This window comes from Myroides sp. JBRI-B21084 (genome assembly GCF_030545015.1).
In the GTDB taxonomy this organism is placed as follows: domain Bacteria; phylum Bacteroidota; class Bacteroidia; order Flavobacteriales; family Flavobacteriaceae; genus Flavobacterium.
In genome coordinates, this window is the sequence record NZ_CP120653.1 from 185083 (window position 1) to 198225 (window position 13143).

Annotated in this window: 13 protein-coding genes and 5 tRNA genes; 4 read left to right on the forward strand and 14 right to left on the reverse strand. The window is 32.4% G+C overall.

What is annotated here, in order from left to right:
* Positions 1-13: 13 nt before the first annotated feature.
* The 10 genes from P3875_RS00905 to tamL all read right to left on the reverse strand — a co-directional run bounded on the left by P3875_RS00905 (position 14) and on the right by tamL (position 7094).
* Complete coding sequence (locus P3875_RS00905; protein ID WP_303444384.1) at positions 14-661, reverse strand: alpha/beta hydrolase; 648 nt, start codon at positions 659-661, stop codon at positions 14-16.
* 382 nt (positions 662-1043) lie between these two features.
* Positions 1044-1526 carry a hypothetical protein gene (locus P3875_RS00910; protein WP_303444385.1) on the reverse strand — a complete coding sequence of 161 codons (483 nt, stop codon included), beginning with the start codon at positions 1524-1526 and terminating at the stop codon, positions 1044-1046.
* Positions 1527-1788: 262 nt separating this feature from the next.
* Positions 1789-1874: transfer RNA gene (locus P3875_RS00915), tRNA-Leu, on the reverse strand.
* A gap of 16 nt (positions 1875-1890) precedes the next feature.
* A tRNA-Gly gene (locus P3875_RS00920) sits at positions 1891-1963 on the reverse strand.
* Positions 1964-1986: 23 nt separating this feature from the next.
* Positions 1987-2072: transfer RNA gene (locus tag P3875_RS00925), tRNA-Leu, on the reverse strand.
* A gap of 15 nt (positions 2073-2087) precedes the next feature.
* Positions 2088-2160: transfer RNA gene (locus P3875_RS00930), tRNA-Gly, on the reverse strand.
* Between the two features lie 65 nt (positions 2161-2225).
* Positions 2226-2311, reverse strand: a tRNA-Leu gene (locus tag P3875_RS00935).
* 216 nt (positions 2312-2527) lie between these two features.
* A complete protein-coding gene (accD, locus tag P3875_RS00940; protein ID WP_303444386.1) occupies positions 2528-3382 on the reverse strand; it encodes an acetyl-CoA carboxylase, carboxyltransferase subunit beta in 855 nt (284 codons plus the stop codon).
* 31 nt (positions 3383-3413) lie between these two features.
* Positions 3414-4481: a class II fructose-bisphosphate aldolase gene (gene fbaA / locus P3875_RS00945; RefSeq protein WP_303444387.1), complete on the reverse strand. Its 1068-nt coding sequence runs from the start codon at positions 4479-4481 to the stop codon at positions 3414-3416.
* A 60-nt stretch (positions 4482-4541) separates the two neighbouring features.
* Complete coding sequence (tamL, locus tag P3875_RS00950; protein WP_303444388.1) at positions 4542-7094, reverse strand: translocation and assembly module lipoprotein TamL; 2553 nt, start codon at positions 7092-7094, stop codon at positions 4542-4544.
* A 41-nt stretch (positions 7095-7135) separates the two neighbouring features.
* On the opposite strand from tamL, the gene P3875_RS00955 reads away from it, so the two are divergent.
* Both P3875_RS00955 and P3875_RS00960 read left to right on the forward strand, forming a co-directional pair.
* Entirely contained in the window at positions 7136-7864 is a 729-nt protein-coding gene (locus tag P3875_RS00955) for a TrmH family RNA methyltransferase (RefSeq protein WP_303444389.1), read from the forward strand.
* Positions 7865-7893: 29 nt separating this feature from the next.
* On the forward strand, positions 7894-8274 hold the full coding sequence (locus P3875_RS00960; RefSeq protein WP_303444390.1) for a hypothetical protein: 381 nt from the start codon (positions 7894-7896) through the stop codon (positions 8272-8274).
* 49 nt (positions 8275-8323) lie between these two features.
* Here P3875_RS00960 and porT read toward each other — a convergent pair whose 3' ends face one another.
* From porT to P3875_RS00975, 3 genes are all read right to left on the reverse strand, one after another.
* Positions 8324-9037: a type IX secretion/gliding motility protein PorT/SprT gene (porT, locus tag P3875_RS00965; protein ID WP_303444391.1), complete on the reverse strand. Its 714-nt coding sequence runs from the start codon at positions 9035-9037 to the stop codon at positions 8324-8326.
* Positions 9038-9040: 3 nt separating this feature from the next.
* Complete coding sequence (ubiE, locus tag P3875_RS00970) at positions 9041-9769, reverse strand: bifunctional demethylmenaquinone methyltransferase/2-methoxy-6-polyprenyl-1,4-benzoquinol methylase UbiE (protein ID WP_303444392.1); 729 nt, start codon at positions 9767-9769, stop codon at positions 9041-9043.
* Positions 9770-9833: 64 nt separating this feature from the next.
* The gene (locus tag P3875_RS00975; protein WP_303444393.1) at positions 9834-10631 is read right to left on the reverse strand and encodes a DUF2797 domain-containing protein; all 798 of its coding nucleotides are present in this window, start codon (positions 10629-10631) and stop codon (positions 9834-9836) included.
* Positions 10632-10710: 79 nt separating this feature from the next.
* Between P3875_RS00975 and P3875_RS00980 the strand changes: the two genes are divergently transcribed.
* Complete coding sequence (locus P3875_RS00980; RefSeq protein ID WP_303444394.1) at positions 10711-12225, forward strand: GH3 auxin-responsive promoter family protein; 1515 nt, start codon at positions 10711-10713, stop codon at positions 12223-12225.
* Between the two features lie 15 nt (positions 12226-12240).
* Positions 12241-12684, forward strand: coding sequence for a hypothetical protein (locus P3875_RS00985; protein ID WP_303444395.1), 444 nt, complete (start codon positions 12241-12243; stop codon positions 12682-12684).
* A gap of 122 nt (positions 12685-12806) precedes the next feature.
* Here P3875_RS00985 and P3875_RS00990 read toward each other — a convergent pair whose 3' ends face one another.
* A complete protein-coding gene (locus tag P3875_RS00990; RefSeq protein WP_303444396.1) occupies positions 12807-13046 on the reverse strand; it encodes a hypothetical protein in 240 nt (79 codons plus the stop codon).
* Positions 13047-13143 lie beyond the last annotated feature (97 nt).

The window sequence follows — 13143 nt, forward strand, 5'->3', positions numbered from 1 at the left end:
TTTATAACTGGTTTTAGTTTTTTATTTTTTGGTTTAATATTTTATTTATTTCAACAGATTTGTTAAGTGTCATTAAATGACCACCTTTTTTTATTTTTAAATTACAATTTACAAAATATAACGGTAAAATTTTGTCGTTTGTACCGTGAATATGTAATATGTCTTTGGGTTGAATTAAGTTATCCCATTTTACGATTTTATCAATGGCCCATTTTAAAAAAGTAGGGTTGGTGTTTATAAGAATCTCTTTTAGAAGTTGTTCTTCAAATTTAGAATTTGTACCAAAAAACCAATTTGTAATAAAGTTTGCGCTTTTTAAAATTTGAGTTGGTATTAGTTTATGAAGGCCTAATTGACCAGCAAAACGAAAGTAAAAAGGGATTTCATTTTTAGTTTTTGCTGAAGCAATTATAATTACTTTTTCAGTTTCAATTTGTTTTGCAACTTCAACAGCTATAATTCCGCCAAAAGATAGCCCAATTAGTATTGGTTTTGTTGTTTTAATTTGTTTAAGAATTCGACTTGTATAATTTTCAATTGTTTCATTTTCATTTGGAATAATCCATTTTATAAAAGTTGTTTCGAATCCTGAAAAATCAAGTTTTTGAAAAACACTTTCATCGGCTCCAAGTCCACTAAATATGTAAATTTCTTTTTTCAATTTGTTTTTTCTTTTTTTTAAAATATGCTGTTTTAGTAATCTTCGTACATTTAATTTAATCTAATTGTTGAAGAAAAAAAATGGACTTCGGGTTGATGACTTTACTTTTGAGCGGTTTTGAATCACAAAACTGTCGACTAGTAATGAACTTAGATCGAAGTATATCTTAAAGTTACACTTCCTTAACTCATACAGCATAATAAGCTTCCTATGGTGGGCCTGCTTTGGGTTTATCAGAGAGTTCAATGGGCTTTACTTCACTTGTTTATTATTTGTTTTGGTGTTCAGTGATTTTCAATTCATCTAGAGCCATCGGTGCTTGACGATCCAATGACTCTGCCTGAACAGAGCGAAGTTAAAGCTTAGTTATTGTGCGCAGTACTTATTTGAATTTGTATTTTTCTAATTCAATTGCCTCTTCATCAAAATAGTTTTTGAATTTTTCTGATAAATCTTTGCTTTTAAATTTCATAATCGTGTATGAACTATCCCAAGCTGTAATCTCGAAAATTGAATTTTTTATTTGGAAATTATTTACTTCCCATACATCGTCATTTCCTTCTACAAATGGAAAATTATGTTTGTCAAAAATTGGTTTCTCATTTTTATTAACCGCAGAAATAATTCCCCAGATTATTTGTATATCTGATTCTACAACAGTTTTAAAATCTTCGATTGTCGGTGTAAAATAATCTTCACGAAAATCAATAGGTAAGGTTACTCCTAGGTAATCAGCATAATTGATTACGTCTAAATCTGAAAGGAACCAATTATATTCTGAAATATCTATCCAATCAGATGCTAACAGATTGTATAAGTTGGTATGATATCTTAATTTTTTAGTATTCTTTATTATCCAATTCATAGACGATAGTTATCAGTTAGTGAGGTAGTGTTGCGCACAACGGGGCGTCGGCTTTGCGAAGCTCGCGAGGAAACAAGCGCATCGTGCGGTGTAGGTGCTACATTACCCAAATATACAAAAGTTTTTTAGGAGTTGTTAAATTAAAAAATTATGAAAGTAGGGGATAAGTGTGTTTTTTAAAACTATAAATAAGAAAGTAGTTAAAACAAAAAAATCTGAAGCTTAGCTTCAGATTTTTTAAAACTCTATTAAATGGTCGTAGTACTCAAGGCGGGACTTGAACCCGCACGAACATTACTGTTCACTGGATTTTAAGTCCAGCGTGTCTACCAATTCCACCACTCGAGCAAATGAATAGAATTTGAGCGAAAAACGGGGTTCGAACCCGCGACCTCAACCTTGGCAAGGTTGCGCTCTACCAACTGAGCTATTTTCGCAAATACATAAAAAAAAACGTTAGTACTCAAGGCGGGACTTGAACCCGCACGAACATTACTGTTCACTGGATTTTAAGTCCAGCGTGTCTACCAATTCCACCACTCGAGCAGTTGTAGTAACGTGAGCGAAAAACGGGGTTCGAACCCGCGACCTCAACCTTGGCAAGGTTGCGCTCTACCAACTGAGCTATTTTCGCAATTCATATTTTTTTTTGAACGTGTTGCAAAATTATTAAAAAAAATAATATTTGCAAATAAAAAGTACTCAAGGCGGGACTTGAACCCGCACGAACATTACTGTTCACTGGATTTTAAGTCCAGCGTGTCTACCAATTCCACCACTCGAGCAAAGAACGTGCAACAAGTTTGTTTATTACTGTATTGCGAGTGCAAATATATAAGCTTTATTTTATTTTACAAGGGATTTTTTAAACTTATTTGTAATTATTTTTTAACGTTTTGATTTTCTTGTATATATAAATTAATTTTTTTTTGTGTTGTTTGTTTTTTTTGCTGTTTGTATCAAAAAAAGAAGAAGCATTGCGGTGTGCAATGCTTCTTTTTTTATCGGATAGGTTGGTTTAAAACCAAATCTATATAAAGGTTTACTTTGTCTTTTAGTTGTTTTCTGTGAACTACAAAATCTAAAAATCCGTGTTCTAACAAAAATTCCGATGTTTGAAAACCATCTGGTAAGTCTTTACCGGTGGTATCTTTTACAATACGTGGTCCTGCAAAACCAATCAATGCTCCTGGTTCGGCTATATTTATATCACCTAACATGGCATATGACGCAGTTGTACCACCAGTAGTTGGATCGGTACATAACGATATGTAAGGTATTTTAGCATCGGCTAACAATGATAATTTTGCCGAAGTTTTTGCCATTTGCATTAATGAATAAGCAGCTTCCATCATACGTGCTCCACCTGATTTTGATATCATCATAAACGGGATGTTGTGTTTAATAGAATAATCAATACCGCGGGCTATTTTTTCACCTACTACAGATCCCATTGATCCGCCAATAAAAGCAAAATCCATACACGCCACTACTAAATCGGCACCTTTTGATTTACCTACTGCAACACGTACCGCATCTTTTAATTTGGTTTTGTCTTTCGCCTCTTTTAAACGATCTACGTATTTTTTAGTGTCGGTAAACTTTAAAGGGTCTTTGGCTGTAATTGTTCCAAATAATTCTTTAAATTCATTGTTATCAAACAATATTTCAAAATATTCTTTGCTGCCAATACGTACGTGGTAATCATCTTCTGGTGAAATCCAAAGATTTCTAGCCAATTCGTCTGATTCTATAATTTTTCCGGTTGGCGATTTGTACCACAAACCTTTGGGCGTGTCTTTTTTATCTTCGGTTGGGGTTGTAATTCCCTTTTCTTTTCTTTTAAACCAAGCCATATTATTTATTTTAAGGTTTTAAGTTGTATCGTTATAAAGTGTTTACGTTGTTTAAATCGGCAAATGCTTGTTCTAAACGTGTGTTAAATGTTAATTCAGCTTCACGCATCCATTTACGTGGATCGTAGTATTTTTTATTAGGTACATCGTCGCCTTCTGGATTTCCTATTTGTGTCATTAAATAGTCTTTTTTAGCTAAAATGTAATCGCGGGCACCTTCTGTAAAAGCAAATTGTAAATCGGTATCAATATTCATTTTAATTACTCCATATGAAATTGCTTCACGAATTTCTTCTAAAGTTGAACCTGATCCACCGTGAAATACAAAATCTACAGGGTTGTTTTTTGTATTGAATTTTTCTTGAACGAATTTTTGAGAATTGTCTAGAATTTTCGGAGTTAATTTTACGTTTCCTGGTTTGTAAACACCGTGTACGTTACCAAAAGCAGCTGCAATGGTAAAACGTGGCGATATTTTCATTAATTCTTCGTAGGCGAATGATACTTCTTCTGGTTGGGTGTATAGTTTTGATGAATCTACACCAGTATTGTCTACTCCGTCTTCTTCACCACCTGTAATTCCTAATTCAATTTCTAAAGTCATACCCATTTTGCTCATGCGCTCTAAGTATTTTTTAGAAATAGCAATGTTTTCTTCTATTGGTTCTTCAGATAAATCAATCATGTGCGATGAAAATAATGGTTTACCTGTTTGTTTAAAGAATGCTTCGCTGGCATCTAATAAACCGTCAATCCAAGGCAATAATTTTTTTGCACAGTGGTCTGTGTGTAAAATTACAGTAGCACCGTATAATTCGGCTAATTCATGTATTTGTTTAGCACCGGCAATAGATCCTGCAATAGCTGCACGCTCGTTTTCGTTACTTAGGCCTTTTCCTGCCATGTACAAACCGCCACCGTTTGAGAATTGAATAATTACGGGTGCGTTTAATTTTGCAGCTGTTTCTAAAACACCGTTAATAGTGCTAGACGATGTTACGTTTACTGCTGGTAAAGCAAATCCTTTTTCTTTTGCGTAATTAAATATTTCTTGAACTTGATCGCCTGTTGCTACACCGGGCTTAATAGTATGTGCCATATGAATAGGTTGTGTGTTTTTAATTTTAATATAATTTAGCTTACAAAAATAGTAATTTTATTAAAACGGATAATTAATTCCGACATTTAAAACGGTTTTACTTAAATTCCACTCTTTAAACCATTTATTGCCAGGGTTATTTGCGGGGTTGTAGGTTTTAAATCCTAAATCACATCGAATTACAAAAAAAGAAAAATCGTAACGGATGCCTAAACCGGTTCCTAACGCTATATCTTGCAACGATTTTAGTCCGTTAAAGGTCATTTCTTCATCTTTAACATTGTCAAAAGCGTTCCAAATATTACCTGCATCGGCAAAAAGGGCTACATTCCAAGGACCTGTTACATTAAAACGGTATTCGGCATTAAAAGCTAATTTCATATTTGCTTCGTTAAAATCTAAAATTCCGCCGCTGCGTCCAGGGCCTAAACGGTATGATTGCCAAGCGCGGTTATCATTTGTTCCGCCTGCAAAATAACTGCGTGAAAAGGGAATATTGTCTGAATTGCCTACGGGTAGTGCCAATCCTGCAAATGCACGTAATGCCACTATTTTTTGTCGACCTAAATCTATGTATTTAACAAAATCTACTTCACCTTTAATATATTGTGAATAAGCTACATCTAAAATAGTGGTTTTGCCTGCTGTATTTACTTTCGCGTTTGATTTGGTTAATAAATTTAATAAACTACCTGCCGACTCAATTTTTGTTCGAAAACTTATAAAATCTTGATCTTTATAGTTAAATCTATCTGAATAGGTGTAAACAATGTTGCTGGCAAGTATTAAGTTGTTCTCTGTTAAACGCGTTTTACGTTCGTCTATACTTAATACACTGTTGTATTGGTCATTATTTGTTGGTGTGCTTCTATTTAAAACATCGGTTATAAAGGCATCGGTACCTGGGTTGCCAATTATTAAATTGCCGTTTGCATCAACATAAGCTGGGTTAGTATTTGTGTTTTGTGCTATTTCATTTAACCTGTTGTAACTTGATCTGTAAATATTGAAATAGTTGTTTGGATTCATGTTGCGTACAAATTGCAAGTTAAAAACATCAAAAGTAATGGTGTTCCTGCGTTTGTATGACCACGTGTAATTGTACACTCCTGTTACGTTTTGCTTATCTAAACCTATATTTTGTTGGTTAAAAAAACCTATACTTAATGTAGTGTTTGGAAATGAAGTTCTATCTATTATTTTTTCTATTTGGTTAGAAAAAAATAAAAATCGTGGAAAGGTTAATTTTACATTTGCTCCGTACTCAAAAATATCAAAAAACGTATTTTGATTACTTCGGTATCTTGATGCAGACGAACCAATATTACCGCGTATGCCAACATCTAAAATTTCGGCACCTTTAAATAAATTTCTAAATAAAAAACCTACACTACCTTCTATACCAAAATCTTGAATGGTAGAATGACTTAAATCGATAGTTGGGTTAAATTGTATTCTTTTACGTGGGTTTAACGTAACGTTGGCAATTAAACTTTGTCCTAAACTATCTGTAGTATCAGGAACATACTCTATAGTAGGGTAGTTAAAAACCTTTAAATTACTTAACGAGCGCGAAGTTATTAAACGGCGTGTATCTGAAAAATAAGTATCTTTATCAATAAAAATGGCGTTGCGCAATACTTTTGGTTTGTAACTTAAAGTTCCTTTACTGTATATATTTATGTTTTTATAGGTTACAGTATCGGTTATTTGTGTAGCTTCTTCGGCTACATTACTTGTATAAAGGTTTACGCTGCTAATTTTATAAAGTTTAAAAGGCTCGGTAGTTAAAGTATCTCCTTGTTTAATTGTTTTATCGTCAATAGTTAAAAAAACATCGGCTGTATGGTTGTTTTTTAAGGTATCAACTACATAGTTAATATAAGTTCTTTGAAAATCGTAACCGCCGTTGTTTCTAATAAAAGTAGTAATTCGGTCGCGTTCTTCATCTAACTTTGCGGCGTTATATGTATCACCTTTTTTTAATATACTAGGGCGTTTGTTGGTTTTGTAAAGTGAATCTAATGCTGCCGATTGTACTTGCACCGAAATACTATCGTACACATAAGGCTTACCTGTTGTTACGTGGTAGTTTGCTTTTATTTTTTTTGGATGTAAGCTATCTAATGTATAACTTACTTTTGTGTTGAAATATCCTTGATTAAAATAATAATTTTTTAAACGAATAAGTGATTTTTTAGTGCGTTCGTTATTATAAAGCACAGGTGCTTCGCCTAAATCTTTTAAAGTTCTACTTAAACCTGATACAAAAAACGATGTTCCCAAGCGATCTACTTGTTTAGCCGATAGTAAATTAGTTAAAAAACGTTCGCTTTTGCGGTGTTTGTCTAACCACGCTTGGTAGCTAGAGTCGGGATTTACCTTTGCAGCATTATACATTTGCAAACGCAAGCGATACCCTAACACATTGCTGTTTGGTTGCTGATACAGTAAATTAGTAATGTTTTCGTTGGTTTCTTTTTTATTATTTATAATAATTTCGTTTTCTAAAAGCAGGCGTTCATTACTAGGCACACGCTTTGTAACCGAACAAGCTAAAAAAAAGCTGGTTATTATAGCAATAAGTACTATTTTTGATAAATTATTTTTCAAGTTAAATCTATTTCAATAGGTAAAATTACAATTTTTTACGAATGCTTACTAAGAACCAAATCAAATATATAACACAATTCAAACAAAAAAAGTTTCGCGATACCCATCAGGTTTTTGTTGCCGAAGGTTTTAAAGTGATTCATGAATTGCTACAAGCTAACATTTCTGTAGTGCAAATTTACACTACAAAGCAATTGCAATTTAATGTTTTAAAAGAATTTGTTACTGAAATTACCGATTCTGAATTAAAAAAAATATCATTTTTAACAACACCTAACGAATGTTTAGCCGTTTTTAAAATGAAAACAGTGCAACCACCAGCTAAAAATTCTTTAAAAGTAGCTTTAAGCGATGTACGCGACCCAGGTAATTTAGGAACCATTATACGTTTATGCGATTGGTTTGGTGTTACCGATTTAATTTGTAGCAACGATACGGTTGATGTGTACAACCCCAAAGTGGTACAAGCAACCATGGGTTCGTTAACGCGTGTTAATGTATTTTATACCAATTTAGCTGATTATTTAAAGAATACAAACGAACCTGTTTTTGGTACGTTTATGAACGGCGATAATATTTACAAAACCAATTTGCCAAACAACGGAATTATTGTAATGGGTAACGAAGCTAACGGAATTTTACCCGAAATTGAAACTTTAGTTACGCAACGCATTTCTATACCGCGTTTTGGCAATTTACAGCAAACCGAAAGTTTAAACGTAGCTACAGCAACCGCTGTTATTTTAAGCGAGTTTAAAAGGAATGAATAGTTTTTATTAATTATGTAAACCAATTAATTATGAAGATATTTGTAACCCTTGCAATAGTGTTTATTTCACAGTTAGGAAATGCTCAAATTTATAGTACCGAAAAACAAGCAGCTCAGAATAAATTTAAAAAAAAGAATGCTTATAAAGAATTTTTTGATGATGCAGTAAAATCAAATGCCTATCATTTGATAGTAGCGTTAATTGAGGAAAATCCGCAGGCAGTGATTGATCAAATTGAAGGTAAAGGGCAATTTTCATATCAAGGTTTTCTTGAAATGTCTACTACCGTTAAAGTTGAAAAGGCATTGCAAATGCTAGAAAATAATCGTTTAAAAGGTAGTATTTATAAAGATTTAAAAAAATATTTGAAGAAACACATTAAAAAACAAAAGAAAAATCCTGCAAGTTAAATTTGCAGGATTTTTTTATCTTTTGGTTAAAAACTAATAATTAAAACCATTAATGAACAGTGAAATTAATAAATACACCACGTGTTTTCATTGATTCAATATCGCCAGTCCATGGGCTGTTCGAATTTTTATCACGAATTAATTCGTCTTGTAAACCAAACACTCCACGTATAGAAGGTGTAAATTTAAAATGTTCAAAATAAAAATCAATACCAACACCTAATTCATAATTAGCTGTCCATTTTTTCATTCTAAATTGGCCTTGGTAGTTATCGTCTTTAGATGTTTCGTTGCTGCTTAAATTTAAAGTTTGCGATAAACCTGTTAAAATGTACGGACGAATGTTTCCGGCTCTTAAAGCGGAAAATTTAAGCAATAACGGAAAATGTATGTACGTAGCTGGTACATCGCGTGTGTTTTGATCGGGATTTGTAATATGTGGATAAATTAACTTTCTACGGGTATAATACAATCCAGGTTCAAAACGCAAATCTAAATACTCCATTAAACGTAAATTGCCCACTAAACCTACATTAAAACCGGTTGAAGGTTCTACTAAAATTTCATTACTTCCATTTTTATCGTAAAAACTTTTAGAATAATCAATCTTAAAATTATACGAACTACAACCTAGAAAATATCCGTAATGCACACGTTGTTGGTCCCAGTTTTGCTGGTTACGGTAAGGGTTTTTACCAAACATACCTTGTGCAAAAGTGTTTGCAGATACAAATAAACAAAAGGCAATTAATAAATTTTTCATATTTTATTTTGATGCTGAATAAATTGTTGCAACTCCCATGGTTTGTGGGTTATGCTTTACATTTTTAAATCCTACTTTTCGTAAAATGGCATTTAATTGTTCACCATACGGAAAATTTTGTGCCGATTCTGATAAATATTCGTAGGCTTTTTTATCTTTTGAAAACATTTTACCAATTAATGGCATTAGGGTTTTCATATAAAAATTGTAGCCCTGTTTAAACGGAAATTTAGTTGGAACCGAAGTTTCTAAGATAACAAAAATTCCGTTTGGTTTTAACACTCGTGCAATTTCAGATAAACCTTTTTCTAAATTTTCAAAATTGCGCACACCAAAAGCAACGGTAATTGCATCAAAAGTATTGTCTTGAAAAGGTAAATTTTCAGAATCGCCTTGAATCATTTCAATAGTTTGTTGAAGGTTTAAAGCCTTAATTTTGGCTTTACCTACTTCTAACATACCAGCCGAAAGATCTAACCCAACAATGCGCTTTGCATTTGATTTTGCCAATAAAATAGCTAAATCGCCTGTACCAGTTGCTATATCTAAAATAGATTCGGGGTTTGTGCTTGATACCATTTTTAATACGTTACGACGCCAACCTTGATCGGTTCCTAATGATATCATACGGTTTAAACTGTCGTAATTTCCCGAAATAGTATCGAACATTTGTTCAACTTGCTGTTTTTTACCTAAATTAGAATCTTTATATGGATTGATTTGTTCCGACATTTTTAATGAAATTTTTACAAATATAATTATAATACTTAATTGCTTAACGGTATTGTGTAGGGTTTTAGTTTATTGATAAATGAATTTTAAAGCCTTCGTAGCTTCGAACATTAAAAACAGTTCCATCATTAAATAGTAAGTATTGGCCTTTAACGCCAACTAATTTACCTTTATAGTTAGGTGTTTTATCTAAATTTAAACTTTTACATGTGGTTGGATACTGCTCAACAGGATAGTTTAATTCATAGATTTCTTGTTGAGTTTTTTCGTAATAAGGCATAATTTCAGCAGGTAAAAAAGACTCGGTATTTTTTACAGCTTGTATTAAATCTACATTAATAATTTGGTTTTGTACCATTTTTCGCCAGTTGGTTTTATCTGTATAATGTTGTTTTAAAGCAACTTCGGTTATACCTGCTAAATATCGGTTAGGCACTTCAACAATTGGAATAGCTGCCGATGCGCCTTGATCAATCCAACGTGTTGGCACCTGGGTTTTACGTGTAACACCTACTTTTAAATCACTTGCAACTGCAAAATATACAATATGTGGTTGTAGTTGTACTTTTTGCTCGTATGCCAAATCGCGGTCGGCAATGCCTAAATGTGCTTTACTTAGTTCAGGACGCATAATCCAATCGCCTGCAGCTGCACTGCTTGTAAAACAATCGAAACAAAAACCTTGTCTAAAAATTTTCTTTTCTTTTGCGCAATTTAAGCATTGGTAGCCAATGTGCTGTATTTCAATATCTTTATTAATTATTTGGTTGATATGTATAAAAGCTTGTTCAAAAACCAAGTAATATTGTATAGGATTTGCAAATTCTGTATGCATTTTATTTAAAACTCCTTCGTATTGCATAAGATTTTTTTTATTTTTGAATGAATTGCAAAAGTACAAAGTAAATAGAACACTTTGCATTTTGCGCAGTTAAAAAAACATGGCATTATCTATAATCAACTCTTTTGTATCGTGGATTTTAAAGAAACGCATACATCAAATAGAGCTTTTTACAAAGTATCCGCACGAGGTTCAAAATGAGCTGCTTTTGAATTTAATTCAAAGGGCAAAACAAACCGAAATAGGGAAGAAATATGATTTTTCTTCAATTAATTCGTACCAAACATTTGCCCAGCGCGTTCCTGTATCGTTTTATGAACAAATTGAGCCATTAATAGAACGCAGTCGTAAAGGTGAAAACAATATTTATTGGCCCGAACCTATTAAATATTTTGCAAAATCAAGCGGAACCACAAATGCAAAAAGTAAGTTTATACCTGTTAGCGCCAACGCTTTAGAGAATTGCCATTACAAGGCCGGCAAAGATATGCTTTGTTTGTATTTAAATAATAACGAAGATTCTCAACTTTTTACTGGAAAAAGTTTAAGGTTAGGGGGTAGTAAGCAGCTTTATGCAGATAATAACACTATTTTTGGCGATTTATCGGCCATTTTAATTGATAATTTGCCTTTTTGGGCCGAATTAGGTTCTACACCAAATAGTAAAGTTTCATTAATGAACGAATGGAACGAAAAAATGAAAACTATAGTTAAAGAAACCAAAAACGAAAACGTAACCAGTTTGTTAGGGGTGCCTTCGTGGTTGTTGGTTTTGTTAAATAATGTGTTGCAAGATACTCAAAAAACTAATTTATTAGAACTTTGGCCTAATGCTGAAGTGTATTTTCACGGAGGCATTAGTTTTGAACCTTATAAAGAGCAATATCAAAAATTGTTCCCTAAAGAATCTTTTCGTTTTTACGAAAATTATAACGCATCCGAAGGTTTTTTTGCTATTCAAGATCGTAATAATGCTGATGATATGTTGCTGATGTTAGATTATGGTATTTTTTACGAATTTATTCCAATGGATACTTTTGCAACATCTAATCAAAAAACTGTATCTTTAGCCGATGTTCAGTTAAATAAAAGCTATGCAGTTGTAATAACAACCAACGCAGGACTTTGGAGGTATATTATTGGTGATACCGTTAGGTTTACTTCATTAGATCCATACCGAATTAAAATTACAGGTAGAACAAAGCATTATATAAATGTTTTTGGCGAAGAATTAATGATTGAAAATACCGACAAAGCTTTGGCTTTAACTGCAAAAGCGTTTAATGTTGATGTGGTTGAATATACCGTTGCACCTGTTTTTATGAAAGACAACCAAAAAGGAGCACACGAATGGATAATTGAATTTAAAGAAGAACCGACTGATTTATTGGCTTTTAAAAAGCAATTAGATGAAAATATTCAAACACTAAACTCTGATTACGAAGCCAAAAGATATAACAATATGACATTGAATGAATTGGTTATAAATGTTGCAAAACCAAACCTTTTTCATTTATGGCTAAGTAAACAAGATAAATTAGGCGGACAAAATAAAATACCACGCTTATCTAACAGCCGTATGTATTTAGAAGAATTAATAAAATTGAATAATTAAATAGTAATAAATATTATGAATGAACAACCAGTAAATATTAATTTTAGATTAATTAATATTACAACCGAAGATTTTAAAATGTATGAAAACGATACTGAAAATGGAACATTAGATTTAAATTTCGATTTTCAGTTTGGTGTAAATAATGAAAAACGTTTTGTAAAAACTATATCAAAATTCAAATTTTTATTAGATAAAGCTGAAGTTATGGAAATAGCAGTTGCTTGTGAATTTGAATTTGAACCTACAGGTTGGCAGTTTTTTGTAAAAGGCGATCAGTTAATTTTACCAAAAGGGTTATTACATGAATTGGCTATGTTTACAATGAATACAACGCGTGGTGTATTGCATACAAAAACCGAAGGTCACAAATACAACCGTTTGTTTATACCAATGATTAATGGTGAATTTATAAACCAAGATTTAGCTATACCAGCAAACCCAACTGCAGTAAACTAAAAAATAGAAAAAAAGGATATGTTAAATATCCTTTTTTTTGTACCCTAAAACTAAAGTAGGAGTGGGTAAAAAAATAAAAGCCTTGCGTTGGCAAGGCTTTTTTAACTTTAATCACTTAGATATTAGTGAGCAGCTGGAGCTTCAGTAGCTGGAGCAGCTTCAGTAGCTGGAGCTTCAGTAGCTGGAGCAGCTTCAGTAGCTGGAGCAGCCTCAGTTGCAGGAGCAACTTCTTCAGTAGCTGGAGCTTCTTCCATAGCTGGAGTTTCAACTGTAGTTTCTTCTGTAGGTTCTTTAGCTGTATCTTTACAAGAAACGAATGCAACAGAAGCTACTAATACTAATGATAATGCTAATTTTTTCATTTTTTTAATTATAAAAGTTAATTATTAATTCTCTACAAAGATATGAATTTTTTAATACCGCAAAATATTTTTGCATTTTTTTTTAAAAAATATTTTT

Bases quoted from the DNA above. Each gene is read 5' to 3' on its own strand.
- P3875_RS00990 (WP_303444396.1), bottom strand. From the start codon at position 13,046: ATGAAAAAATTAGCATTATCATTAGTATTAGTAGCTTCTGTTGCATTC.
- P3875_RS00980 (WP_303444394.1), top strand. From the start codon at position 10,711: ATGGCATTATCTATAATCAACTCTTTTGTATCGTGGATTTTAAAGAAA.
- P3875_RS00960 (WP_303444390.1), top strand. From the start codon at position 7,894: ATGAAGATATTTGTAACCCTTGCAATAGTGTTTATTTCACAGTTAGGA.
- ubiE (WP_303444392.1), bottom strand. From the start codon at position 9,769: ATGTCGGAACAAATCAATCCATATAAAGATTCTAATTTAGGTAAAAAA.
- P3875_RS00985 (WP_303444395.1), top strand. From the start codon at position 12,241: ATGAATGAACAACCAGTAAATATTAATTTTAGATTAATTAATATTACA.
- porT (WP_303444391.1), bottom strand. From the start codon at position 9,037: ATGAAAAATTTATTAATTGCCTTTTGTTTATTTGTATCTGCAAACACT.
- P3875_RS00910 (WP_303444385.1), bottom strand. From the start codon at position 1,526: ATGAATTGGATAATAAAGAATACTAAAAAATTAAGATATCATACCAAC.
- P3875_RS00975 (WP_303444393.1), bottom strand. From the start codon at position 10,631: ATGCAATACGAAGGAGTTTTAAATAAAATGCATACAGAATTTGCAAAT.
- fbaA (WP_303444387.1), bottom strand. From the start codon at position 4,481: ATGGCACATACTATTAAGCCCGGTGTAGCAACAGGCGATCAAGTTCAA.
- accD (WP_303444386.1), bottom strand. From the start codon at position 3,382: ATGGCTTGGTTTAAAAGAAAAGAAAAGGGAATTACAACCCCAACCGAA.
- P3875_RS00955 (WP_303444389.1), top strand. From the start codon at position 7,136: ATGCTTACTAAGAACCAAATCAAATATATAACACAATTCAAACAAAAA.